General features: G+C 67.9%; 20 protein-coding genes. 7 read left to right on the top strand and 13 right to left on the bottom strand.

The window, feature by feature from the left end; translation table 11 throughout:
• Positions 1-125 precede the first annotated feature (125 nt).
• The gene (locus tag C9412_RS09865) at positions 126-653 is read left to right on the top strand and encodes a DUF2059 domain-containing protein (protein ID WP_107231446.1); all 528 of its coding nucleotides are present in this window, start codon (positions 126-128) and stop codon (positions 651-653) included.
• Positions 654-730: 77 nt separating this feature from the next.
• On the opposite strand, the gene C9412_RS09860 is transcribed toward C9412_RS09865, so the two are convergent.
• The 4 genes from C9412_RS09860 to C9412_RS09845 all read right to left on the bottom strand — a co-directional run bounded on the left by C9412_RS09860 (position 731) and on the right by C9412_RS09845 (position 4460).
• Complete coding sequence (locus tag C9412_RS09860; RefSeq protein WP_258190124.1) at positions 731-1459, bottom strand: pseudouridine synthase; 729 nt, start codon at positions 1457-1459, stop codon at positions 731-733.
• A gap of 129 nt (positions 1460-1588) precedes the next feature.
• A complete protein-coding gene (locus tag C9412_RS09855) occupies positions 1589-2167 on the bottom strand; it encodes an O-methyltransferase (RefSeq protein ID WP_107231444.1) in 579 nt (192 codons plus the stop codon).
• A gap of 5 nt (positions 2168-2172) precedes the next feature.
• Positions 2173-3828: a ubiquinone biosynthesis regulatory protein kinase UbiB gene (ubiB, locus tag C9412_RS09850; RefSeq protein ID WP_107231443.1), complete on the bottom strand. Its 1656-nt coding sequence runs from the start codon at positions 3826-3828 to the stop codon at positions 2173-2175.
• Positions 3825-4460 carry an SCP2 sterol-binding domain-containing protein gene (locus tag C9412_RS09845; RefSeq protein ID WP_107231442.1) on the bottom strand — a complete coding sequence of 212 codons (636 nt, stop codon included), beginning with the start codon at positions 4458-4460 and terminating at the stop codon, positions 3825-3827. Before C9412_RS09845 ends, ubiB begins: the two co-directional genes overlap by 4 nt.
• Before the next feature lie 255 nt (positions 4461-4715).
• Between C9412_RS09845 and ddlA the strand changes: the two genes are divergently transcribed.
• Positions 4716-5801 (top strand): D-alanine--D-alanine ligase, encoded by a 1086-nt coding sequence (gene ddlA, locus C9412_RS09840; protein ID WP_107231441.1) that lies wholly within the window; start codon positions 4716-4718, stop codon positions 5799-5801.
• A gap of 149 nt (positions 5802-5950) precedes the next feature.
• Here the strand turns inward: ddlA and C9412_RS09835 are convergent, their stop codons facing one another.
• The 3 genes from C9412_RS09835 to oleC form a co-directional block, all read right to left on the bottom strand.
• The gene (locus tag C9412_RS09835; RefSeq protein WP_107231440.1) at positions 5951-6106 is read right to left on the bottom strand and encodes a DUF1328 domain-containing protein; all 156 of its coding nucleotides are present in this window, start codon (positions 6104-6106) and stop codon (positions 5951-5953) included.
• Positions 6107-6188: 82 nt separating this feature from the next.
• Positions 6189-7181 (bottom strand): 2-alkyl-3-oxoalkanoate reductase, encoded by a 993-nt coding sequence (gene oleD, locus C9412_RS09830; RefSeq protein ID WP_107231439.1) that lies wholly within the window; start codon positions 7179-7181, stop codon positions 6189-6191.
• Entirely contained in the window at positions 7178-8836 is a 1659-nt protein-coding gene (oleC, locus tag C9412_RS09825) for an olefin beta-lactone synthetase (RefSeq protein WP_107231438.1), read from the bottom strand. The genes oleD and oleC overlap by 4 nt, the downstream gene beginning before the upstream one ends.
• A 104-nt stretch (positions 8837-8940) precedes the next feature.
• Here oleC and C9412_RS09820 point away from each other — a divergent pair, with 104 nt between their 5' ends.
• Complete coding sequence (locus tag C9412_RS09820) at positions 8941-9372, top strand: YkgJ family cysteine cluster protein (RefSeq protein WP_046985344.1); 432 nt, start codon at positions 8941-8943, stop codon at positions 9370-9372.
• A 33-nt stretch (positions 9373-9405) separates the two neighbouring features.
• Here C9412_RS09820 and C9412_RS09815 read toward each other — a convergent pair whose 3' ends face one another.
• The 4 genes from C9412_RS09815 to C9412_RS09800 all read right to left on the bottom strand — a co-directional run bounded on the left by C9412_RS09815 (position 9406) and on the right by C9412_RS09800 (position 14888).
• Entirely contained in the window at positions 9406-10296 is an 891-nt protein-coding gene (locus C9412_RS09815) for an alpha/beta fold hydrolase (RefSeq protein WP_107231437.1), read from the bottom strand.
• 139 nt (positions 10297-10435) lie between these two features.
• Positions 10436-11452, bottom strand: a complete 1017-nt coding sequence (locus C9412_RS09810) for a 3-oxoacyl-ACP synthase III (RefSeq protein ID WP_057496978.1) — start codon at positions 11450-11452, stop codon at positions 10436-10438.
• 101 nt (positions 11453-11553) lie between these two features.
• Complete coding sequence (locus C9412_RS09805) at positions 11554-11871, bottom strand: DUF4156 domain-containing protein (protein ID WP_107231436.1); 318 nt, start codon at positions 11869-11871, stop codon at positions 11554-11556.
• A 167-nt stretch (positions 11872-12038) separates the two neighbouring features.
• The gene (locus C9412_RS09800; protein WP_107231435.1) at positions 12039-14888 is read right to left on the bottom strand and encodes a pitrilysin family protein; all 2850 of its coding nucleotides are present in this window, start codon (positions 14886-14888) and stop codon (positions 12039-12041) included.
• A 416-nt stretch (positions 14889-15304) separates the two neighbouring features.
• Between C9412_RS09800 and C9412_RS09795 the strand changes: the two genes are divergently transcribed.
• Entirely contained in the window at positions 15305-15781 is a 477-nt protein-coding gene (locus tag C9412_RS09795; protein WP_107231434.1) for a hypothetical protein, read from the top strand.
• 69 nt (positions 15782-15850) lie between these two features.
• Positions 15851-16330, top strand: coding sequence for a tRNA (cytidine(34)-2'-O)-methyltransferase (locus C9412_RS09790; protein WP_005407625.1), 480 nt, complete (start codon positions 15851-15853; stop codon positions 16328-16330).
• Between the two features lie 233 nt (positions 16331-16563).
• On the opposite strand, the gene C9412_RS09785 is transcribed toward C9412_RS09790, so the two are convergent.
• Entirely contained in the window at positions 16564-17727 is a 1164-nt protein-coding gene (locus tag C9412_RS09785; protein WP_107231433.1) for an acyl-CoA dehydrogenase family protein, read from the bottom strand.
• A gap of 301 nt (positions 17728-18028) precedes the next feature.
• Here C9412_RS09785 and C9412_RS09780 point away from each other — a divergent pair, with 301 nt between their 5' ends.
• Together C9412_RS09780 and C9412_RS09775 are read left to right on the top strand one after the other, a co-directional pair.
• Positions 18029-19705 (top strand): electron transfer flavoprotein-ubiquinone oxidoreductase, encoded by a 1677-nt coding sequence (locus tag C9412_RS09780; protein ID WP_107231432.1) that lies wholly within the window; start codon positions 18029-18031, stop codon positions 19703-19705.
• A gap of 65 nt (positions 19706-19770) precedes the next feature.
• Positions 19771-20172, top strand: a complete 402-nt coding sequence (locus C9412_RS09775) for a c-type cytochrome (protein ID WP_107231431.1) — start codon at positions 19771-19773, stop codon at positions 20170-20172.
• Here the strand turns inward: C9412_RS09775 and C9412_RS09770 are convergent.
• Positions 20166-23780, bottom strand: a complete 3615-nt coding sequence (locus tag C9412_RS09770; protein WP_107231430.1) for a transporter substrate-binding domain-containing protein — start codon at positions 23778-23780, stop codon at positions 20166-20168. The genes C9412_RS09775 and C9412_RS09770 overlap by 7 nt on opposite strands.
• Positions 23781-23853 lie beyond the last annotated feature (73 nt).

The raw sequence follows: 23853 nt of genomic DNA, 5'->3' as shown, positions 1-23853 counted from the left end.
GTAGCGGCAGCCACGCACCGGAGTGCGACATCGCGCACCGTATGCCGCCGATCAGGCACCGAACACGCCGCCTTCGCCTTGGCTGCGGGTATGCTGGCCATCCCATGTACCGCAGGAAGCTTCGCATGACCCGCTTCGCACCCGCCCTGCCGTCCCTGCTGCGCCGTACCGCCCTGTTGCTGGCGCTGGCCGTGGCCAGCACCCCGGCCCTGGCCGCGCCGCCGACCGACGGCGACATCAACCGCCTGCTGTCGGCCTCGCGCGCGCAGAGCATGATCGACACCATGCTGCCGCAGATCGAGGCGATGCAGCAGCAGCAGTTCCAGCAGGTGGCCGCGCAGCGCCAGCTCAACGCGCAGCAGCAGGAACAGCTCAAGCGGATCCAGGCCCGCACCAGCCAGACCCTGCGCCAGGCCCTGTCGTGGCAGCAGCTGCGGCCGATGTACGTGGACCTGTACAAGAAGACCTTCAGCAAGGAAGACGTGCTGGCGATGGCCGAGTTCTACGAGAGTTCGGCCGGCCAGAGCCTGCTGGACAAGACCCCGGCGCTGATGCAGAACGTGATGGTGGCCATCCAGGCACGCATGCAGCCACTGTTCGTGGACCTGCAGAAGGACCTGGAAACGATCGTCAACGAGCCGGAAAAGAAATGAGGTAGTGCCGGCCGCTGGCCGGCAATTCCGGGACAACCGGAATCGGGCGGATGCCGGCCAGCGGCCGGCACTACCGTCTACAGGTCCTGGCTCCAGCCGAACAGGTCCAGCGCCTTCTGGAACTCGCGGTCCAGCGGTGCACGCACATCCACGCCGCCGCCCTCTGGATGGGGAAAACGCAGGCGCTCGGCGTGCAGCAGCATGCGGTGCACACCCTGCATGCGGAAGATGCGGTTGTGGCGGCCATCGCCGTGGCTGGTGTCGCCGATCATGTGGTGCGACAGGTGCTTGAGGTGCCGCCGGATCTGCCGGAAGCGTCCGGTCTGCGGCTGGCAGCGCAGCAACGCATAACGCGAACTGCTGAATTCGCCGATCGGCACCGACAGCTCGCCGGTGGCCAGGCGCTGGAAGTCGGTGATCGCCGGCTTCTTCACCGGCTTGCCCGGCCCACCGTCCAGATCGTGATCGACCTGCCAGGACAGCTCGGCCGGCCAGCCGCGGCACACCGTCAGGTAGTCCTTCAGCACGTCGCCGCCCATCAGCGCCTTGCCCAGCGTGCTGGCGGTGTCACGGTCGAAGGCCAGCAGCAGGCAGCCACTGGTGGCCCGATCCAGGCGATGCACGAGGAAGATCGGGCGGCCCAGCTGCTCGCGCAGGCGGTCGGCCAGGAAGTCGTCTTCGCCACGGGCCAGCTTGCTGTCGTGAACCATCAGCCCGGCCGGCTTGTTGACCACGGCCAGGCGTTCATCCAGGTGCAGCAGTTGCAGGGGCGCGGTTTCGGGGGTGGTTTCGGTATCAGTACTCACCGCAGGATTATCGGGGCTGGGCACTGAATGGGGTAGAGCCGGCCGCTGGCCGGCTGCCTCCCGGTCGCCTGACTGCTGCGGTTGCCGGCCAGCGGCCGGCACTACCGAATCAGGGGGGCGGCGCGGCAATCAGGCGTTGCGCACGGCCAGCAGTTCGCCGTTGCCCACCGGCACCAGGCTGGTGCTGAAGCGCTCATCGCCTACCAGCAGCGCCCGCAGCGGTTCCATCTGTGCTGCATGCGAGGTGGCGTTGTCCACCACCAGCAGCCCACCGGGCCGCAGCACGCGGCGCAGCTGCGGCCACCAGCCGGCGTACTGTTCGCGGTCCGAATCGAGGAACAGCAGATCGATGCTGGCCTCGGCCGCCTGCGCCAGCCAGCAACCGGCATCACCGTGGACCAGGGTGATGCGCTGCTCCAGGCCGCTGCGTGCGAACGTGGCACGCGCCATCGCCGCCTTGTCCTCGGCGAACTCCAGTGTGGTCACATGGCCATCGACGGCAGCGGCGGCCTCGGCGAGCCACAACGTGGAATAGCCGTTGGAGGTGCCGATTTCCAGTACCCGACGTGCGTTGCCGAAGCGCACCAGCACCGACAGGAATTCACCGGTATCGGGCGTGATGTTGAGCATGCGCCGACCGCGCTCGGTCTCGCGCGCGTCATTGTCGGCGCCAAAGCGCGCCAGCTCATCCTTGAGCGCCTGCAGCATGGCGTCTACTTCCACCAGGCGCGCGCCAGCGCCACCGCGCCGATCGCACCGGACAGCCAGCTCCACATCGGCAGGTCACCCCAGTACCAGCCCGGCGGCTGCAACACGTACATCAGCGCGGCGATGGCCAGCAGGCCGACCCCGGTGATCGCGCCGACCGCACGCTTCTGCAGGCGCTGCACGCTGGCATCGAGCGCGACCAGATCGCGCGAGCGCATCGCCAGTTCGTGTCGGCCCTCCACCTGCTGGGTCAGCCAGGCGTGTACCAGGCGCGGCATGTCCGGCGCGTGGGTCATGATCTCCGGCAGCCGCTTGCCGATCTCGCGCACCACCCGGCGCGGGCTGTAGCGCTCGCGCAGGATCCTGGCCAGCACCGGCTTGGCCACCGCCCAGATGTCGATCTGCGGGTCCAGCTGGCGGCCGACACCTTCGATGTTCAGCAGGGTTTTCTGCAGCAGGATCAGCTGCGGCTGCAACGTCAGCTGGTAGCGCTGGGCCACGCGGAACAGCTTCATCAGCACTTCGGCCAGCGAGATCTGCGACAGCGGGCGGGTGAAGTACGGCTCGCACACCGAGCGCACCGCCGCTTCCAGATCATCGATGCGCACGTGGTCGGGCATCCAGCGTGCCTGCACGTGCAGCTCGGCGATGCGGCGGTAATCGCGATTGAAGATGGCCATGAAATTCTCGGCCAGGTAGTACTGATCTTCCTGCGAAAGCTGGCCCATGATGCCGAAGTCCAGCGCGATGAAACGCGGGTTGGCGCGGCGTGCCGGATCGGTATCGACCCAGATGTTGCCGGCGTGCGCATCGGCGTGGAAGAAGTTGTCGCGGAACACCTGGGTGTAGAACACCCGCACGCCCTTGGCGGCCAACGCCTTGCGGTCGATGCCGGCCTGGTCCAGCGCGGCGATGTCATCGGAGGGAATGCCCCACACGCGTTCCAGAGTCAACGCGCGCTCGGCGGTGTGGCTCCAGATCACTTCCGGCACGTACAGGTCGTCGCTGTTTTCCCAGAAGCGGCGCAGCACGCTGGCATTGGCGCCTTCGCGCTGCAGGTCCAGCTCGGCAGCCAGGGTGTTTTCCACTTCGGCCACTACTTCGCGCGGGCGGATCTTGTCGGCACGCGGATGGGTGCGCTCGACCAGCGTGGCCAGCGAATTGAGCAGGGCGATGTCGGCATCGATCTGCTTCTCGATGCCCGGGCGCAGCACCTTGACCACCACCTGGCGGCCATCGGCCAGGGTGGCGGCATGCACCTGCGCGATCGAGGCCGAGGCCAGCGGTTCGGTGTCGAAGCTGGCGAAGGCCTCGCTGACCGGCAGGCCCAGCGCTTCTTCCACGATGCGGCGCGCGGTATCGCCGTCGAACGGCTTGACCCGGTCCTGCAGCAGGGTCAGTTCGTTGGCTACATCCGGTGGCACCAGATCGCGACGGGTGGACAGGATCTGGCCGAACTTGACGAAGATCGGGCCCAGGTCCTGCAGCGCCAGGCGCAGGCGTGCGCCACGCGACTGTGCGGCGATGTCGGCCGAAGCGCGCGGCACGAACGGCTTGGCCAGGCGCAGCCAGCGTTCGGCCGGCGTGCCCTGCAGCAGATCGTCGAGGCGGTAACGCAGGATCACCCGGCCGATACGGCTGGCCCGCAACAGCGCCTTCATGCGGCACCCCGCAGGCGCTGCACGCGCGCGCCGAGGCGCTCGACATCATCGCGCAGCACATCCACGTCATCGTGGAAGGCCTCCAGTTCGGCGCGCGGCACCACGTCGCGCGATTCCTCGGTGATGAATTCAGCGGCACTGTGGGCCAGATCGATCGCCCCCTGGCGCGCGTGCTGCAGGGCGCTGCGCAGAGTGTTGGCCACCTGTACGCCCAGCACCTCGCCGAACACGCTCACGAACGGCTGCTGCCAGTCCGGATCAAAACCCTTGGCCAGCTGCTGCAGGCGCCGCGCCAGCTCGGCGTCGCCGGCCACGCGTACGCGGCCCTTGCCCTGGCTGTCGGCACGCCGTGCGTTGGCCAACAGCGGCAGCTGCGCCAGCACGCCGGCCAGGCTGCTGCGCACAGCCAGATCGGCTTCCTGCGCGTCCACCGGGCCCACCCGCAGCTGATCGCCCTCGACGCTGATGCGCATCGCCAGCGAGGGTGCCTCCAGGGTCAGGTCGATATGCCGGCCATCGAGACCGGTCAGCGCAAGACGGGTATCCGGATCCAGCGCCAGCGCGCGGTTCAGGGCGATCTGCAGCGCACGGCCGGCGGCCGGCTTGAGGGACTTGAGCAGGGAAAGAGCCATGTGCACATTCTACCTGCGTGGGTGAGGGGCTTGGGCCGGGCTGCCACCCGGCAACCGCGGTAGTGCCGGCCGCTGGCCGGCAACCTCAACACCAAAACCAACAGCAACAGCGGGTATTCCGTGGGGTGGCGGGGTGGGTCCCGTTGCTGGGCAACGGGATCCGCCCCCTGCTGATGATTCATCTGTGCCTCACGCGAAGGGCCGATGAAGGTTCATGCTATGAGGCCACGCAACGCACAGGACATCGCTTTCCCCATGGCACGGACCCGGGTCGGCATCATCTTCGGGGGCACCTCCTCCGAGCACGAAGTTTCACTGCAGTCGGCCAAGAACATCCTCGACGCGCTCGACCGCGAGCGCTTCGAGCCGGTGCTGATCGGCATCGACAAGCAGGGCCAGTGGCACCTGAGCCAGCCAGACACCTTCCTGCTCAATGCCGATGATCCGGCACGCATTGCGCTGCGTCCTTCCGGCACCACGCTGGCGCTGCAGCCGGGGGCCGGGCAAGCGCCGCTGCAACCGGTGCAGGCGTCCACCGCGCTCGGCCAGATCGATGTGGTGCTGCCGATCGTGCACGGGCCGCTGGGCGAGGACGGTGCGTTGCAGGGGCTGCTGCGCATGGCCGGCCTGCCCTTCGTCGGGTCATCGGTACTGGGCTCGGCGGCGGCCATGGACAAGGACGTGGCCAAGCGCCTGCTGCGCGATGCCGGCCTGGCGGTGGCGCCCTGGGTATGCCTGCGCCGCCATCAGGCCGCGCAGGTGGACGTGGCGGCGCTGATCGCGCAGCTGGGGCTGCCGCTGTTCGTGAAGCCAGCCAACCAGGGCTCGTCGGTAGGCGTGAGCAAGGTGAAGGACGCGCACGACTTTGCTGCCGCACTGGAACTGGCGCTGCGCCATGACCACAAGGTACTGGTGGAATCGGCCGTGGTCGGCCGAGAGATCGAGTGCGCCGTGCTGGGCAACGCGCAGCCACAGGCCAGCGTGTGCGGTGAAGTGGTGCTGCACGATGAGTTCTATGCCTACGACACCAAGTACATCAACGCCGACGGTGCCGAGGTGGTGGTGCCGGCCGATATCGATGCCGATACCCAGGCACGCATCCAGCAGATCGCGCTGCAGGCGTACCAGGCGCTGGAGTGTGCAGGCATGGCACGGGTGGATGTGTTCCTCACCGCCGAGGGCAAGATCGTCATCAACGAGATCAATACCCTGCCCGGCTTCACCCGCATCAGCATGTACCCGAAACTGTGGGGCGCCAGCGGGCTGGGCTACACCGCGCTGATCACGCGGTTGATCGAACTGGCGCTGGAGCGCCATGCGGCTGACAAGGCGCTGGTGTAACCCGGGAAGCCGCTTCTGTAGAGTCGAGCCATGCTCGACTGCTTTTGCGGTAGTCGAGCAAGCTCGACTCTACAGGAGGCGTGCCGACCAACGGTCGGCACCCACCGGAAAGCGGCGTGCCGGTCGGTGACCGGCACGCCCTGCAGGCTCTACCCGCGCTTGCGGAACATCGAGATCACCGCAAGGATCAGGAACACCACGAACAGGATCCAGGCGATGTTGCTGGCTGCACCGGCGATGCCGGAGAAACCGAGCACGGCGGCAATGATGGCGATGACAAAGAAAATGACGGCGTAATGCAGCATGGCGCTCCTCGCAGATGTCCGGGCCGTTGGATGGCGTGGGTCCATCCTCCCGGTCTGGCGGTGTGCAACCAGTGACGGCGATCTATGCGGCAGATGAAGCCTTCAGCCTGCGCAGCCCTTCTTCGATGCTGACCTGCGGCACATAGCCGAAATCGCGGCGTGCCGGTTCCATGCTGTACCAGTGCGGCGTGCACAGCTGCTCGGCCAGGAAGCGGGTCAGCGGCGGTTCGCCACGCAGGCGCAGCAGCGGCCACAGGCGCTCGCAGATCGCGCCGATGCGGTAGGCGGTCTTGAAGCTGATCGCCTTGTCCACGGTCGGCGCACCCACGGCCGCCAGCAGCTTGTTGACCAGTTCGCGCATCGGCAGCGGTTCGCCGTTGGAGATGAAGTACGCCTTGCCCGCGCAGGCCGCGCCCGGTGCCAATGCCTCGAAGGCCAGGAAGTGCGCCAGCGCAGCGTTGTCGATGTAGGTGGTATCGACCTTGTTGTTGCCATCGCCAACCAGGCGCAGGCGGCCCTGCCGCGCGCGCTCGGCCAGGCGCGGCACCAGCTGCTGGTCGCCCGGGCCCCAGATCAGGCGCGGGCGCAACGCCACCGTGGCCAGCGTGGCGTCGTTGGCGGCCAGCACACGCTGTTCGGCAATCGCCTTGGTCGCCGCATAGGGCGCCTGGAAGTCTTCGCCGTACGGCACCTCGTCAGCGCCGAGGCCTTCCACCGGGTGGGTGGCGCGGTGGGTCACGCTGGGCGTGGAGGTGTAGACCAGCTTGCCGATGCCATGCGCGCGACAGGCGGCGATCACGTTGTCGGTGCCGACCACGTTGGCCTGGTGGTAGCTGTCATAGCTGCCCCACGCGCCGGCCTTGGCACCGTTGTGGAATACCGCATCGACGCCGGCCACCGCATGCAGTACCGCCTGCGCATCGGCCAGATCCCCGCGGATCTGGCCCACGCCCAGCGCCTGCAGCGGCGGGTAATGGCTGCGGTTGAACGCCAGCACCTGGTGGCCGCGCTCGACCAGCCCACGGCACAGCGCCTGGCCCAGGAAACCGCCACCGCCGGTGACCAGGATCTTCATGCGCGCTTCTCCAGTTCGGTGCTGGCCCAGACGGCGAGCTTCTCGCGGCCGATCTTGGCGTTGTGACGGATATCGACGGGGAATGATGGATGCACCAGGAAGCGCTGCAGGCCGGCCTCGGGCACCCGTGCAGCGGCCTTTGCGCGCAGCGCTTCCTGCAGTGCCGGGCTGTCGGAGTGGCCGCGCAACAGTTCCACGCACAGCACCGGCACCTGCGCACCGGCCACGCCGACGCCCACCAGCGCGGTGCGCGCCACGCCCGCGACGGTGTTGAACACCGGCTCGACCTGTTCGGTGTACAGCGGTCCGCGCGCGGTCTCCACGCGCTGCGTCTTGCGTCCGCAGAACCACAGGCGGCCCTGCGCATCGAAATAACCCACGTCGCCCATGCGATGGACGATGCGGGCGCTGCCGTCGGCCAGCGTCTCGGCAATCTTCGCTGCAGCGGTGGCCTGCGGGCGGTTGAAGTAGCTGTCGGTGGCGGTCGGACCGGCCACGGTGATCTCGCCCACCTCGCCGGTGGCCAGCACGCGTGCCTGCGACCAGTCCGGCAACGGTGCGTCATCGATGGCGATGATGCGGACCTCGTTCGGCGCCACCACGCTGCCCACGCAGGTGCCGGCACCGGCTTCGGTGGCGGCACGGGTACGCTCCAGTTCACGGCCTTCGACCACGGCCACCGGCAGGCACTCGGTGGCGCCATACGGCGTCCAGAACTGCGCGTCGGCCGGCAGCAGGCTGCGGATGGTGGCGACCACGTCCGGCGGCACCGGCGCGCCCGCCGAGGTCACCCGGGTCACCGTCGGCAGTGGCCGGCCATGCTTCGCCAGCACTCGCATCAGCGCCGGTGAGCCGAACAGTTGGGTCACGCCGAAACGCTGGATGGCGTCGTGCAGGCGCGCCGGATCGGCCTGCGCTGGCCGGGTCGGGTCCATGTCCGGGATCACCGAGGTCAGGCCCAGCGCAGGATCAAACAGCGCGAATGGCGGGAAGGTCGGCAGGTCCACCCCGCCCGCTTCCATGCCGAAGGCGTTGCCCAGCAGCTGGATCTGGCCGACGAAGTGGCGATGGCGGTAGACCACGCCCTTGGGCACGCCGGTGGAGCCGCTGGTGAACAGGATCGCGGCCATGTCCTCGCCGTCAGTGGCGGCCAGCATCGGCCCACCGTTGGCACCGGCGCGCTCCAGCGCGGCCAGCGTGGTCCCGCCCCAGCCGAGGCGGCGGCCGACGGTCACCAGGCGGGTCGCCGACGGTGCCCAGCGCAGCACCAGCCGCGCCACATGCGCCAGCGGAATGCCGATGAAGGCCTCCGGCTGCGCCTCGTCCAGGCACTGCTTCAGCGCGCGCCGGTCAATGCCCGGGTCGACCAGCACCGGCACCGCGCCCAGCTTGAACAGGGCAAACATCAGCAGGAAGAACTCCGGCGACGGCCGCACCATCACCACCGTGCGCACCCCACGGCCGATCCCGTAGCCGGCCAGGCCGGCCGCCATGGCATCGCTGCGGGCGTCCAGCTGGCGGTAATCCAGGGTCACGTCGTAGGCGGCCATGCCGTTGCCGGCGCCACGGCGGCCAGGGCAGCGGATGGCGATCTGGTCAGGCCGTTCGCGCGCCAGTTCAGGCAGGCGGGCGGCAATATTGCAGGGTCGGTTCATCCGTTCATTGTCGCCGCTTACGGAATTTCTTGCGCGGCGGCCCGCTTCGTGGAAAATCCGCTGCCTCGTTCCCGATTCCGACTGCCGCCCGAGGCGGCTTGCCCATGCAACATCCCTGCATGACCTGCGGCGCCTGCTGCACCCAATACCGCGTGGCCTTCCACTGGATGGAATCGGACGAGGTCACCCCCGGCGGCGTACCGCACCAGCTGACCGAGGTGCTGGACCCGCACCGCCTGTGCATGCGCGGCACCCATTCCAAGCCGGTGCGCTGCGTGGCGCTGGATGCGCAGATCGGCGTGTATTCGCGCTGCACCATCCACCCCAACCGGCCCAGCGTGTGCCGCGAGGTGGACGCATCGTGGGAGTACGGCAAGGCCAGCCCGCAGTGCGACAAGGCGCGCATCGCCTATGGGCTGGATCCGCTGACCCTGGCCGACTGGCGCTGGCGCGACGAGGCGGGCAACGACGACGATCATCCGGACGACAACGGCAACAGCCCGTCCTCGCCACCGCAGGCGCCGATCGCGGCGTAGTCCGGCGTGCCGACCGTTGGTCGGCACGCCCCCTCAGATCGGGTTCTTGTCCAGGAACGCGCGGATTTCCGGCACCAGCACTTCGTGCTTGTCTTCCAGCACGTAATGGCCGGCGTCCTCGAAGGCATGCACCTGGGCCTGCGGCAGCGCGGCCTGGAAGCCCTTCAGAAAATGGTGGTCGAACACGAAGTCGCGCAGGCCCCAGCCGAGGAAGGCCGGGCGGTCGGCGAACGACGGCAGCGCCTTGCCGGCGCGTTCCAGCAGCGACCACGCCTTGTCGGCCGGCGACAGTGGAATGTCCTGCATGAAGCGGATGGTGCTGATGCGGTTGGCATAGCTGTTGTACGGCGACACGTAGGCGCGACGCACGTCGGCCGGCATCTTCCGCTCCACGCCCAACCACGAGGCACCGGAGGAGAACGCGTTGAAGGTGCGGATGATCCACTCACCGATCTTCCAGTGGCGACCCAGCGCGATCTGCCACGGCATCTTCTTCGCCGCCGGCATCGGGAAGGCGGCCGTGTTGAGCACCACCAGGCGCTTGACCTGCGCGTGGTGCGACAGCGCCCAGCCGAAGCCGATCATGCCGCCCCAGTCGTGCACGGCCAGGGTCACCGGGCCGGTGATGCCCAGGTGCTTGAGCAGTGCATCCAGATCATCCACGCGCGACTGCAGGGTGTACTCGTAGCGGCGGTCGTCGGGCTTGTCCGACAGGCCCATGCCGATATGGTCCGGCACGATGCAGCGGTACCGGTCCGACAGGCCGGCCACCAGCGTGCGCCAGTAATAGCTCCACGACGGGTTGCCGTGCACCATCACCACCACCTCGCCGTCGCGCGGGCCTTCGTCGAGATAGCTCATCGACAGGCCGGGACGAACCTCGAAACGCTGCGGGTGGGCGGGGTAACCGGGAAGATCGCGCATGCGGAGCACCTAAGGAGAGTCGCGGCGCACTGTAGAGCCGAGCCATGCTCGGCTGCTTTCTCGTCCGCTGCTGAAGAGCCGCGCTGCGCGCGTGAGCCGAGCAGGGCTCGGCTCTACAGGAGATCGTGCAGCAGGCTGTTTACCAGACCACTTCAGCCATCGAGCAGTTCAGGCCCGAGCCGATGCCCAGAAGCGCGATGCGATCGCCCTTCTTCAGCTTGCCCAGCTGCTTGAGCTTGCTCAGCACGATCGGCACCGAGGCCGGGCCGATGTTGCCGTGCTCGCCGAAGATGGTCATCACCTTCTTCGGGTCGATGCCGAAGTTCTTGATGAACGCGGCGGTGTGCGGCTGGCTGACCTGGTGGATGACGAACTGGTCCAGTTCTTCCACTGCCCAGCCGAGTGCAATCTTGGCAGCGGCGAAGGTCTTCTGTGCCAGCTTGATGCCTTCGATCAGCAGCAGGCGGGTGTCGGTGACCATGCGGTCCAGGTTGCCCAGGCACAGCTGGTTCCACTCGGTGGCCGAGCGGGTCACGCCACCCTTGTAGCGCGGCGCATCGGGCACCAGTTCCGAGCGCGCCATCACCATGGCCGCGGCACCCGAACCGGTGGTCAGCGCCGCCAGCTCATTGCGGAAATCATCGGCGGACACGTCCGGGGCGGTCATCCGCTCCAGGGTCTTCTCGTACACCAGGTTGGCGGTCTCGCCGTCCACCACCAGCGCATAGTCGATATCACCGCGCTCGATCATGCGCGCGGCGATATCCATGCCGTTGATGAAGGCCAGGCAGGCATTGGCGACGTCGAAGGTCATGCACTCGTCGCTGACGCCGAGGTTGCCGGACACGATCGACGCGGTCGACGGCTCCAGGTAGTCACGGCTGACCGAGGTATTGACCAGCAGGCCAACCTGGGTCGCTTCGATGCCGGCATCTTCCAGCGCCTTGCGGCCGGCCATGGTGGCCGCGTCCGAGGCCAGCACGCCGTTGTCCCACAGGCGGCGCGCGTGCACGCCGGCGATATCGCCAAGCACGTCGGTGCGGATGCCCAGGCGATCCAGCGTCGGCTGCAGGCGTTCGTTGATTTCCTTGGTCGTCAGCGTATGCGGCGCGTCGACGTGTGCCAGGCCGGCGATCGAGACATTCTTGAAGAGCATCGAGGTTAGCGCCAAGGCTCAGGCAAAGGGGGCGCTATTCTATAACCCCCGGGCTTTCACCGCATCTTTACGAATTCAGCCTTGCCCGTATGGTGAAGCGTTCAGCGCGGCGGGCACTGGAACGCGGCAAAGCGCTGGCTGCCGTCGGCCGGGGCGGCAGCGGCCTGCACGGCGTTGGCACCGGCACTGGGGGCCTCGTTGCGGGCCAGCGTTTCCAGCTCTTCCTGCACGCGCAGCGGGTTGCGGTTGTAGAAGCCGACCTTGCTCTTCACCGACACCACCACCTCGCCCTTGGCGATGCAGCCGGACGGAACCGGCCCTGCCGGCAGCACGCGGGTCGCCTTGCCGGCCGGTTCGATCGGCACCCAGGTACAGGCGGTGACGGTAAGCAGCAGGGAGGACAGCAGCAGAATGCGCATGGGCAGATCCTGGAAGGGGTTGAGGGGATTCTGCCTGAACAGCCTGAATCGGGGGTAGCCGGGGCCGGGGTCGGCAGAGGGGTCGGATCCCCCGCAGGGGGATCTGACCCCGCCGTCGGGTCACCGGGTTGCCGGCCAGCGGCCGGCACTACCGGGCCAAGCCTGCCTTACTTCTTCACCGGGTTGCCTTCGGCATCGATCACGGTCACCTCGCCCAGGTTCAGCGCGCGCACCGCCGCTTCGGTCTGCTTCAGGTCACCCACCACCACCCAGGTCAGCGCCTGCGGCTTGATCTCGGCGGCGGCCTGCTGCACCTGCGCCGGGGTCATCGCCTCGATCTCGGCCTTGCGACGCAGCACGTAATCGTCCGGGCGCTTGAACTGCACGATCGAGCCGATGGTCGCGGCCACCGCACTGGCGGTCTCGTAGGCACCGGGCAGGCTCAGGGTCTGGATGTTGCGGATGCGGTTGACCTCGTCGGCAGTGGCCGGCTTGCTGCCATCGGCGAACGCGGCGATCTCCTTGCGCATTTCCGCCATCGCCGGGCCGGTCTTGTCGATCTGCACCGGCGCGCTGGCCATCCACGGGCGCTGGCCCACCGAGCTGGTCGCGCTGCTGCGCGCGCCGTAGGACCAGTGCTTGTCCTCGCGCAGGTTCATGTTCAGGCGCGAGGTGAAGTCACCACCGATCACACCGTTGGCGATGTCGAAGCGGGTCGAACTGGCGGCGCTGGACGGCGGCACCACCTGGCCGGCGAACAGATTGGCCTGCACCGCACCCGGCTGGTCGATCAGGAACACGCGCGGGCCCTTGGGCAGCGCCACATCGGTGGCCGCCTTCACCTGCGGCGCATCGCCGGCGGCCTTCCAGTCACCCAGCTGCTTGTCCAGCAGCGGCACGATCTCGGCCAGCGTGGTGTCACCTACGACGATCAGGGTGCCGTTCTGCGGGCGCAGCCAGTCGTGGTGGAAGTCGACCAGATCCTCGCGGGTCAGGCCGCTGATGGCGGCTTCATCACCGCTGCCGGTGAACGGAATGGCGTACGGATGGCCCTTGCCGTACAGCAGCGGCGGCAGCACGCGCATCGCCACCGCACCCGGGTTGACCTTCTCCTGCTGGATGCCGGCGATCCAGGTGGCGCGCACGCGGTCGATCTCACCCTGTTCGAAGCGCGGCTCGCGCAGCAGGTCGCGGTACAGCGCCAGCGACGGCGCCAGGTTCTCCTTCAGGGCCGACAGATCCACGCTCATCGAATCCAGCCCGGCCGAGGCATCGAGGCTGGCACCCAGCGCGTCGGCCGCATCGGCGAAGGCCAGCGACCCCAGCTTGCCGGCGCCTTCGGTCATCAGGCTCATGGTGAAGTTGGCGGTGCCCGGCTTGCGGCCCTGGTCGGCGCTGAAGCCACCCGGGAACTGGTAGCTGAACTGCACCACCGGAATCTCATGGCGCTCGGCCAGGATCACCTGGGTGCCGTTCTTCAGCGTGGCGCGCTGCAGCGCCGGGAACTTCAGCTGCGGGAACTCGCGCGTCTGCGGCACGCCCGCCTTGCGGTCGACCTGGTCGGGCAGGGTGCTGTACTTCGGATCCACCGCCGGCACCGTGAACGGCTTCGGCGCCTGGCTCGGTTCTTCCTTCAGCGCCACGCGCTCACCCGGTGCGATCACCAGGGTGTGGCTGCCCTTGTCCAGCCACTGCGCACCGAGGCGGGTGAGGTCGGCGGCGGTGGTCTTCTCGATGTTGGCCAGCGAGGTGCGGAAGCAGCCCGGATCACCGGTGAACACCGCGCACTCGGCCAGCGCGTCGGCCTTGCCGCCGAAGCCACCGATGCGTTCGATGCCGCGGATGAAGCCGGCGCGGGCGCCGGTCTTGGCGCGCTCCAGTTCGGCGGCGGTCGGGCCCTGCTTGATCAGCCGGTCCAGTTCCTCATCGATGATCTTTTCGACCTTGGCCGGGTCCTGGCCCTGCTTGACCGTGGCCACGATCAGGAAGTTGGAGCCCAGCTGCGACGACGACAGGCCCGAGCCGATGCTGTCCACCAGCTTGTCCTGGTGCTGCAGGCGCTGGCTCAGGCGCGAGGACTTGGCACCGCCCAGCACCTGTGCGAACAGCTGCAGCTGGTCGATGTCGGTGGTGCCAACCTGCGGCACGTTCCAGGCGCGGTAGATGCGTGCCTGCGGCACCTTGTCGGTCATCGTCTCGCGCGTATCGGCGCTGCGCTTGGCCACGTTCACCGCCGGCTGCGCCATGCTCGGGCCGGCCGGGATGCTGCCGAAGTAGCGGGCGACCTTTTCCTTGGCGGTGGCCAGGTCGATGTCGCCGGCCAGCACCAGCACCGCGTTGTTCGGGCCGTACCAGGTGCGGAACCAGGTTTTGACGTCGTCCAGCGACGCGGCGTTGAGATCGTTCATCGAGCCGATCACGCCGTGGTGGTACGGATGGCCCACCGGGTACAGGGCCTTGGTGAGCTGGTCCCAGGCCTGGCCATACGGCTGGTTCTCGCCCTGGCGCTTCTCGTTCTGCACCACGCCACGCTGCTCATCCAGCGCGGCCTGGTCGATCGCACCGACCAGATGGCCCATGCGGTCCGATTCCATCCACAACGCCATGTCCAGCGCGGTGGTCGGCACGTTCTCGAAGTAGTTGGTGCGGTCGGTGTTGGTGGTGCCGTTCTGGTTGGTGGCACCGACCTGCTTGAAGGGTTCGAAGAATTCGCCGCTGTGGTTTTCGCTGCCCTGGAACATCAGGTGCTCGAACAGGTGCGCAAAGCCGGTGCGGCCGGCCGGTTCGTCCTTGCTGCCGACGTGGTACCAGACGTTGACCGCCACGATCGGCGCCTTGCGATCGGTATGCACGATCACGCGCAGACCGTTGGGCAGGGTGAACTGCTCATACGGAATGTCGACCTTGGCCGGAGCCGCGGGCTTGGCGGCCAGCGCAGAGGTGGGCGCAAGCGTGCCCAGGGCGGTGCTGAGGGCGACGGCCAGCAGTGCAGCACGCGGGCGAACGGCGAAAGACATATCCAGATCCTTGGTCACATAGGTGAACCCCGATCCTAGCCTGCGCGCGCAGTGGCAGGAATCGGTCGGCAGTCACTGGGGGTGTTTGCCCCTCTGCGCCATCCGCGCGCCCTTTGCGGCCGGGTAAAGGCGGTCACATGCACCCGCAGGCGGCGTCCGGACAGTGTCCGCCGCGCATCGAATGGACAGGTGTCCGCCCAGCGGACACTTTCCAGGCCGACAAAATCCCTTGTAAATCAATGATTAAAAGTTGGCACGGGGATTGCTTGGTACTTCCTGCGCCAGGAAGGGCTTCAGACGAAAGCTGACTGAAGACTGAACAGATGCAGGAAATCGAAAATTTTCCTTGCAAGCCCAGAATCGGTGTACTACCTTACTACCACACCACTGCTCACCAACACTAAACAGGCCCCGTCATGAACGCCAAGACCATTGCCATCGCCATCGCCCTGATCGCCGGCACCGCGGTTGTTTCGTCGGTGCAGGCCTCCGAATCCATCAAGACCCTGGACACCGTGCAGGTCCGCCCGGCCGCCGACCAGCTGGCCCAGCAGGCCTGGGAACGCGCCAGCGGCATCCCGACCCTGGCCACCGTGGAAGTGCGTCCGAGCGCCGACCAGCTGGCCGAGCGCAACGGCTACGTCGCCGCCCCGGTTGCCGCCGCGATGCCGATCACCACCCTGGCCTCGGTGGAAGTGCGCCCCAGCCTGGAACAGCGCGTCGCCCTGGCCGCCGAGCAGGAAGCCCAGCGCTATGCCGACACCCTGGCTGCCGCCGCCACCAACGTCGCCCACTCGGTGATCGTCAACCTGCCGGCCCTGCAGGTGCGCCCGAGCGCCGCCGATCTGCAGGCCCTGGCCACCGAAACCGCCCAGGTCCTGCTGCGCCCGTAAGCGGTGCCGCCCTGCCTCGCGCAGGGCGTGCGCCGTAAAGGCGGCCGCCGTCGCAGGTACACTGCGCCGATGAATGCCGCGCCCCAGTTCCACGTGATCCTGTTCCAACCGGAAATCCCGCCCAACACGGGCAATGTGATCCGGCTCTGCGCCAACACCGGCGCGCAGCTGCACCTGGTCGAGCCGCTCGGCTTCGCACTGGAAGACAAGCAGCTCAAGCGCGCCGGGCTGGACTACCACGAGTATTCGCGCCTGCAGGTGCACCCCGACCTGGACACCGCGTTGGCACGGATCGCACCGAAGCGGTTGTTTGCCCTGAGCACGCGTGCCAGCGTCCGCTATGACAGCGTGGCCTTTGAAGATGGCGATGCGTTCCTGTTCGGCCCGGAAAGCCGTGGCCTGCCGCAGGATGTGCTTGACGCCCTGCCCGATGGACGCCGCCTGCGCCTGCCGATGCGGCCGGACAACCGCAGCCTCAATCTGTCCAACACCGTGGCCGTGGTGATGTACGAGGCCTGGCGCCAGCATGGGTTTGCCGGCGGCGCATGACGCCGCAGACCGCTTGTGGTGGGTGCGGACCGCCCTTGGTGGGTGCGGACCTTGGTCCGCACGGAAGCATGCCCGCGCGCGGAAAGAATGTGCCAACCAAGGTTGGCACCTACCAGCACCGCTTCTGGTAGGTGCGGACCTTGGTCCGCACGGATGCAGGGCCGCGCGCGGAAGGAATGTGCCAACCAAGGTTGGCACCTACCCGGTAGATCCACGCCATGCGTGGATGACGGTCAGAACGCGTTGATCCCGGTCAGCTCACGCCCGATCACCAACTGGTGCACGGTCTCGGTGCCTTCATAGGTAATCACCGATTCCAGGTTCAGCGCATGCCGGATCGCCACATGCTCGGTGGTGATGCCGGCGCCACCGAGTAGATCGCGACACTCGCGGGCGATGTCGATGGCCATGCGGCAGTTGTTCCACTTGGCCAGGCTGACCTGCTGCGGCTGCAGCTGGCCGGCTTCCTTCAACCGCCCCAGCTGCAACGCCAGCAGCTGCGCGGTGGTGATGCGGCGGGCCATCTCGGCCAGCTTGATCTGTGCGCTCTGGGTGGCCGCCAGCGGACGACCGAACAACACGCGTTCCTTGGCGTAGCCCAGCGCTTCATCCAGGCAGGCAATGGCCGCACCGATCGGGCCCCAGCTGATGCCATAACGGGCCTGGGTCAGGCAGCCCAGCGGTCCCTTCAGGCCCTTCACATTCGGCAGGCGGTGGCTGTCGGGCACGCGCACATCGTCGAAGAACAGGGCGCCGGTCAACGAGGCGCGCAGGCTCATCTTGTGCTTGATTTCCTGGGTGGTGAAACCGGCCATGCCCTTTTCCAGCACGAAGCCCTGGATGCCATCCTCGGTCTGGGCCCAGACAATGGCCAGGTCGGCCACCGGGCCGCTGGTGATCCACATCTTGCTGCCGCTGATGCGCCAATCACTGCCATCGCGCACCGCGCGGGTCTTCATGCTGGCCGGATCGGAACCGCCGTGCGCCTCGGTCAGGCCGAAACAGCCGATCAGCTCGCCGCGTGCCATCGCCGGCAGCCACTGCTGACGCTGTTCCTCGCTGCCGTAAGCGTAGATCGGGTACATGCACAGCGAGCTCTGCACGGAGACGAAACTGCGCAGGCCCGAGTCGCCGCGTTCCAGCTCCTGGCAGATCAGGCCGTAGCTGACCGCACCCAGGTCGCCGCCGCCGTACTGCGCCGGCAGGGTCGCGCCAAGCAGGCCCAGCGCGGCGATCTCCGGGACCAGTTCGGACGGGAACCGCGCCTGGTCGAAGGCATCGCCGATGATCGGCAGCACGCGTTCGTTGGTGAAGCGGGCCACGCTCTCCTGCACCGCGCGCTCTTCCTCGTTGAGCAGGGAACGGACATCGAACAGATCGTACGGATGCAAAGCCATGGCACTCACACGCAGTCAGGACCCGGCCATTGTCGGTCATCCGGGCAGCGTTGGTGTGCCGGTAGAGGCCGACCTTGGTCGGCACAGGTGCTTCTGCTCACGCCAACCAAGGTTGGCGACTACCGAAGCCGCGTACGCTGCACTGCAGCAATCATGATGTGAACATCGGCGATCTAGCTGGATCCGGCGCGTCCCGGTACCCTGACACATTCAAACAACCGTTTCGCCCGTGGCCGCACGCGCGATTCCCAGGCACCGCCGGTGGCCCCGATGCCGGCCCTACCCACGAGTCATGCAATCGATGAGCGCTGAAGCCAACGCCCTGCCCCCGCGTGAAGTAATGGAATTCGACGTGGTGATCGTCGGCGCCGGTCCTGCCGGCCTGGCCACCGCGATCCGCCTGCGCCAGCGCGCGATCGAGACCGGCCGCGAACTGTCGGTGTGTGTGCTGGAGAAGGGTTCCGAGCCGGGCGCGCACGTGCTGTCCGGTGCGGTGATGGACCCGCGCGCGCTGACCGAACTGTTCCCGGACTGGGCCGAGCGTGGCGCACCGCTGAAGCAGAAGGTCACCCGCGACGAATTCCTGTTCCTCAGCGAGACCGGTTCGCGCAGCACGCCCAACGCGCTGCTGCCGGAGTGCTTCCACAACGAAGGCAACTACATCATCAGCCTGGGTGAAGTGACCCGCTGGCTGGCGCAGCAGGCCGAGGCGCTGGAAGTGGCGATCTTCCCGGGCTTCGCCGCCGCCGAAGTGCTGTATGGCGACAACGGTGAAGTGATCGGCGTGGCCACCGGCGACATGGGCATCGAGAAGGACGGCAGCATCGGCCCGGCCTTCGAGCGCGGCATGGCGCTGCAGGCCAAGTACACGATCTTTGCCGAAGGCGCGCGCGGCCACCTCGGCCGCCAGCTGATCGCCCGCTACAAGCTGGACGAAGGCAAGGACCCGCAGGCCTACGGCATCGGCATCAAGGAACTGTGGCAGATCGACCCGGCCAAGCATGAGCCGGGCCTGGTGGTGCATGCCGCCGGCTGGCCGCTGGACAGCGACACCTACGGCGGCGCGTTCCTGTACCACGCCGACGGCGGCAAGGTCGCCATCGGCTACGTGGTCGGCCTGGACTACAAAAATCCGTGGCTGAGCCCGTTCGAGGAATTCCAGCGCTTCAAGACCCATCCGGACATCCGCAAGCACCTGGAAGGCGGTACCCGCATCGGCTACGGCGCCCGCGCCATCACCGCCGGTGGCCTGCTGTCGCTGCCGAAGACGGTGTTCCCCGGTGGCGCGCTGGTCGGCTGCGAGGCCGGCTACCTCAACGCCAGCCGCATCAAGGGCAGCCACGCGGCGATCAAGACCGGCATGCTGTGCGCCGACGCCGCCTTCGATGCGCTCGCCGCCGACCGCCAGCACGATGAGCTGAGCGCCTACCCGAAGGCCTTCGAAGCCAGCTGGCTGTTCACCGAACTGCAGCAGGCCAAGAACTTCAAGCAGTGGTTCAAGAAGGGCCAGACCGTGGCCACGCTGATGACCGGCGTGGAGCAGTGGCTGCTGCCCAAGCTGGGTGTTCGCAACCCGCCGTGGACCCTGCACCGCACCCAGCCGGACCATGCCTGCCTGGAGCCGGCGGCCCAGCACACCCGCATCACCTACCCGAAGCCGGACGGTGTGTTGACTTTCGATCGCCTCAGTTCGGTGTTCCTGAGCAGCACCAACCACGACGAGAACCAGCCCAGCCACCTGACGCTGAAGGATCCGAGCATTCCGGTGAAGGTGAACCTGGCCGAGTACGCTGGCCCGGAAGCCCGCTACTGCCCGGCCGGCGTGTACGAGTTCGTCGGCGAAGCCGACAACGCGCGCCTGCAGATCAACGCGCAGAACTGCGTGCACTGCAAGACCTGCGACATCAAGGACCCGACCCAGAACATCGTCTGGGTGACCCCGCAGGGCGGCGGCGGCCCGAACTACTCGGGCATGTGACTGTCATGGGCTGCGACCGCATGTCGCAGCCCAGCCGTTCCAGCAGACCGCTATCCTGCCCGCCCATGCGCGTGCTCCCTGCCCTGATCGTGATGGCCCTGGCCCTGGCCGGCACCGCCTGCCAGCGTCCACCGGCCGTGCCGGCCACGCCGCAGCAGGCGCGCCAGCAGGCCATGCAGCGCGCGTTCGAACTGTGTGCCGGCTGCCATACCGTCCAACCCGGCGGCATCCATCGCTTCGGCCCCAACCTGCACGGGGTGATCGGCCGTCGCGCCGGCAGCCTGCCCGACTACGGCTATTCGGACGGCATGCGCCGCGCTGACATCACCTGGACCGCGCAGACCCTGGATGCCTTCCTGCAATCGCCCACCCATGTGGTACCCGGCACCCGCATGTACAACGCCTTTCCCAGTGCCGAACGCCGCGCGCTGGTGATTGCCTACCTGCAGCAGCTGCCCGCTCAGTGAGCCAGGCGTTGCAGCTGTTGCCGCAGCCGTGCCACGAAGGCCTCGACCGCCGCGAACAGCTCCGCCGGATCGGATCCACCGGCGGCGTGCAGGCGTTCGACCAGCACGCCGGCTTCGCTGGCCAGCGCCGCCGCACCCACCGCGCCCAGGCCACCGGCCTGGCGATGCAGGTGCAAGGCCGCCGTTGCGGGGTCGCCGCTCTGCACCGCATGCAGCACGGCGCCCAGATCACTTTCGCTGGCCTGCAGCAGGCTGTCGCGCAGCTGCTCGGCCACCGCGCGTGAGCCGAACTGCCGCTCCAGCGCCGCCAGGTCGGGCATCACCGCGCTGTCGTCGGCACACTCCTGCAGCGGCGCAGCGAACGCCTGTGGCTGGGCCCGTCGCTGTCCCTGGGCCTGCGGCAGCCAGCGCAGCAACGCCGCGCGCAGCGCTGCCAGCGTCAACGGCTTGGCCAGCACCGCGTCCATGCCCGCCTCACGGCAACGCCGCGCATCGTCGTCGAGCACGCTGGCGGTCAAGGCCAGCACCGTCAGCCGTGGCTGGCCATTGCGGCCCTCACGTTCGCGCAGCAGCCGGGTGAAGCCGAATCCGTCCAGAACCGGCATCCGGCAATCGGTGATCACCAGATCGAACGACTCTGTGAGCAACCGGTCCAGCGCCTGCTGGCCATCACCCTCCAGCACATAGGGTACGCCCAGCTGCTGCAGGCGCCAGGCCATCATTGCCTGGTTGGTCGGGTGGTCCTCGATCACCAGCACCCGTGCCTGGCGCAGCGCGGCCGGCAGCAGCGCGGCCTGGTCCTGCTCGGCCACCAGCGCGGCGGCATCCTCGCTGCCGGCTTCCACCAGCGATACCCGCACTTCAGCGCGCGTGCCTTCACCCAGCGCGCTTTGCAGGGTCAGTTCGCCCTCCATCATCTGCACCAGGCGCTGGCAGATACTCAGGCCCAGGCCGGTCCCCCCGTGGTCGCGCTGGATATAGACACCGACCTGGGTGAACGGCTCGAACAGGTGCTGCAGCTGCTCCGGCGCAATGCCCATGCCGGTATCGGTCACGCTCAGGCACAGCGGTTGCACGCCTTCGTCCGAGGTCGGCCCCAGCACATCCAGCTGCAGGCGTACTTCGCCCTGCGTGGTGAACTTGATGGCGTTGCTGAGCAGGTTGAACACGATCTGGCGCAGCCGCACACCGTCCACTTCGTGCGCCGCCGCCAACTGCGGATCGATCTGCACCTGCAGCGCCAGGCCACGTGCGCTGGCCTGCGCGGAGAGCAACCGGCACACGCTCTCCAGCAGCGGCCGCAGCGGTTGCGGCACCGGCTCCAGGCGCAGCGCCCCGGCTTCCAGCCGTGAGTAGTCGAGAATGTCGTCGAGGATCTGCCGCAGCATCTGTGCAGAATCATCGATCACCCCCAGGATGCGCTGCTGTTCGGCATCCAATGGCGAATGCGCCAGCACCTCCAGCATGCCCAGCACGCCACTCATGGGCGTGCGGATCTCGTGGCTCATGGTGGCCAGGAAGCGCGATTTGGTCTCGGCGGCCTGCTCGGCCTCGGCCTTGGCCGCCGCCAGCGCATCGGCCTGCAGGCGTGCCTCGCTCACGTCCACCCAGTATCCGCTCCAGGTCACCGCGCCTTCCTCGGTGGCATAGGGATGGGCGTGGCTGCGTACCCAGCGCGGTGGATCGTCGTCGCCGCACAGGCGGAACTCGAGCGTCAGCGGCGCGAACTGGCGCGCGGCCTGCTCGATCGCACGCACGATCCCGCCGCGGTCGTCCTCCTCGATACAGGCCAGCAACGCCCGCGCGTCCTGCTCGGCCTGCTGCCGGGAGATGCCGAACAGCGCCTGCAGATCGCCTGCGATGAACGGGAACGACAGAATGCCATCGGCACTTCGGCGCGCCTGGTAGACGACCGCCGGCAGGTTGTCGGTGACCTCGGCCAGGCGCTGTTCCAGCTGGCGCCGCCCGGCCACCTCGCGGCGCAGGCGCCAGTAGCCGATCCCGTGCACCAGCAACGCGGTCAGCAGCACCAGCAGCAGCGGTATGCCCCAGCTCAACAGTTGGCTCCAGTCGACGCCGCTGCGGTATTCCACGGCCAGCCAGGTGCTGCGCAGTGCCTCCCGGCTGCCAGGGGTCATCTGCAGCAGCAGGCGGTCGAAGGTGGTGGCCAGCGCCGCATGGCGGCGTTCGACCGCCAGCACCAGCTGGTCATTGAAACCGGCGGGCGCGGCCACCTGCAGCCGCCCCGGGAAGCGATCGCGCAGCAGGTGGTCCACCAGCGCCAGGTTGCCGATATAGGCGTCGGCCTCGCCATCGAGCAGGCGCTGCAGGGCCTGTTCGGCACTGCGCGCGGCGATGATGCGGGCCCGCGGCGCCTGCTGCAGCACATAGCCGCGCACGCGCTCCGGGTCGGACAGCAGCACCCGCTTGCCCTGCAGATCGGCCAGGCCCAGCACGACCCCGCCATCGCTGCGGGTCACGATCACGTTCGGCACGCTGATGAAGGGTTGGCTGAACACCCACTCCGGTCCCAGGTAGCGCGAGTCCGAAGGGATGCCCATCACCGCCTGCAGTTCACCGCGACGGGCCTTTTCACGCACTTCGTACCAGTCGTGGCTGCTTTCGGTCTTCAGGTTGGCCCCGGCCTGCATCAACCGGCGCAGGTACTCGCCCGCCAGGCCACTGGGCTGGCCATCCTCGCCGGTGAACGACAGCGGCGCCGCGTTCGGCGCGAAGCCGATCTTCAGCGGTTGCTGCAGCACCCGCTTCTCGGCCTGGCTCAATGCCAGCTGGGCCGACGCCGACCACTTCGGCGGCATCAACCAGCGCTGCTCCAGTGCATCGCGCTGGGCCTGGCTGGTCGCGGCCAGGGCCATATCCAGCGCTTCGGCCAGGGGTTGCTTGCTGTTGGGCACCCCGAAATGCAGCCGCTCGGGGGGCAGATCGCTGGGCCGCAGCAGCACCACGCCCTGCAGGCGCTGGCTGGCGATCAACTCGGTGGCGACGAAAGCATTGCCGATATAGACATCGGCTTTGTCGTCTCTGACCATCTGCAAGGCCGTCAGCGTGTTGATTGCGACAAGCTGACGAGCGCGAGGGAAGCGTGCCCGCACCTGCGGGGCGGTCAGGAAATCCTGCTCGATCACCACCCGCAGCCCGTCCAGGTCCGGCGCCTCGGAGGCACGCAGGTCACCGGGGCGGCCAACCACCGCCAGCGGCGCTTCGCCGTAGGCGGCGGTATAGACCATGCAGCGGGTGCGGTCGGCGCTGAGACCGACATTCATCACTACGTCGATCTCGCCACGGCAGGCCGCATCCAGCACGGAAGGCCAGTCCGGATAGCGACGACCTTCAACCTTCACGCCAAGCTGACCGGCGAGCAGCGCCAGGTACTCCGGCCCCAGGCCGACCTGCTGGCCGTCGCGCAGGGATTCGAAGGGCGGCCAACCGCTGTCATACTGCCCCACGACGAGGGTCGGATGCGCCGCCAGGTACTGGCGCTGCACCGGGCTCAGTGGCAGCAGACCAGACGCCCCCTGTGCCAGCGCACCGGGCACCACCAGCATGGCCAGCAGCAGGAGCAGCCCACGAACAGCCCACCTACCCATCTGCGTCGATCTCCCAGAATCCTGCCAGGATCCGCGAAGGTCGCGGTCCGGCGTGCCCGATGGCCATACTAGA

It is taken from the genome of Stenotrophomonas sp. Nf1 (assembly GCF_003028475.1).
GTDB lineage: Bacteria > Pseudomonadota > Gammaproteobacteria > Xanthomonadales > Xanthomonadaceae > Stenotrophomonas.
Note: the sequence above shows the minus strand (reverse complement) of the source record. Positions and strands in the feature narration are given on the sequence as shown.

Coding starts and splice junctions, on each gene's coding strand:
- C9412_RS09780 (WP_107231432.1), top strand. CDS start 18,029: ATGAGCGCTGAAGCCAACGCCCTGCCCCCGCGTGAAGTAATGGAATTC.
- C9412_RS09810 (WP_057496978.1), bottom strand. CDS start 11,452: ATGCTCTTCAAGAATGTCTCGATCGCCGGCCTGGCACACGTCGACGCG.
- C9412_RS09865 (WP_107231446.1), top strand. CDS start 126: ATGACCCGCTTCGCACCCGCCCTGCCGTCCCTGCTGCGCCGTACCGCC.
- C9412_RS09855 (WP_107231444.1), bottom strand. CDS start 2,167: ATGCTGCAGGCGCTCAAGGATGAGCTGGCGCGCTTTGGCGCCGACAAT.
- ubiB (WP_107231443.1), bottom strand. CDS start 3,828: ATGAAGGCGCTGTTGCGGGCCAGCCGTATCGGCCGGGTGATCCTGCGT.
- C9412_RS09845 (WP_107231442.1), bottom strand. CDS start 4,460: ATGGCTCTTTCCCTGCTCAAGTCCCTCAAGCCGGCCGCCGGCCGTGCG.
- C9412_RS09775 (WP_107231431.1), top strand. CDS start 19,771: ATGCGCGTGCTCCCTGCCCTGATCGTGATGGCCCTGGCCCTGGCCGGC.
- C9412_RS09795 (WP_107231434.1), top strand. CDS start 15,305: ATGAACGCCAAGACCATTGCCATCGCCATCGCCCTGATCGCCGGCACC.
- C9412_RS09805 (WP_107231436.1), bottom strand. CDS start 11,871: ATGCGCATTCTGCTGCTGTCCTCCCTGCTGCTTACCGTCACCGCCTGT.
- ddlA (WP_107231441.1), top strand. CDS start 4,716: ATGGCACGGACCCGGGTCGGCATCATCTTCGGGGGCACCTCCTCCGAG.
- C9412_RS09820 (WP_046985344.1), top strand. CDS start 8,941: ATGCAACATCCCTGCATGACCTGCGGCGCCTGCTGCACCCAATACCGC.
- oleC (WP_107231438.1), bottom strand. CDS start 8,836: ATGAACCGACCCTGCAATATTGCCGCCCGCCTGCCTGAACTGGCGCGC.
- C9412_RS09790 (WP_005407625.1), top strand. CDS start 15,851: ATGAATGCCGCGCCCCAGTTCCACGTGATCCTGTTCCAACCGGAAATC.
- C9412_RS09815 (WP_107231437.1), bottom strand. CDS start 10,296: ATGCGCGATCTTCCCGGTTACCCCGCCCACCCGCAGCGTTTCGAGGTT.
- C9412_RS09835 (WP_107231440.1), bottom strand. CDS start 6,106: ATGCTGCATTACGCCGTCATTTTCTTTGTCATCGCCATCATTGCCGCC.
- C9412_RS09800 (WP_107231435.1), bottom strand. CDS start 14,888: ATGTCTTTCGCCGTTCGCCCGCGTGCTGCACTGCTGGCCGTCGCCCTC.
- oleD (WP_107231439.1), bottom strand. CDS start 7,181: ATGAAGATCCTGGTCACCGGCGGTGGCGGTTTCCTGGGCCAGGCGCTG.
- C9412_RS09785 (WP_107231433.1), bottom strand. CDS start 17,727: ATGGCTTTGCATCCGTACGATCTGTTCGATGTCCGTTCCCTGCTCAAC.
- C9412_RS09770 (WP_107231430.1), bottom strand. CDS start 23,780: ATGGGTAGGTGGGCTGTTCGTGGGCTGCTCCTGCTGCTGGCCATGCTG.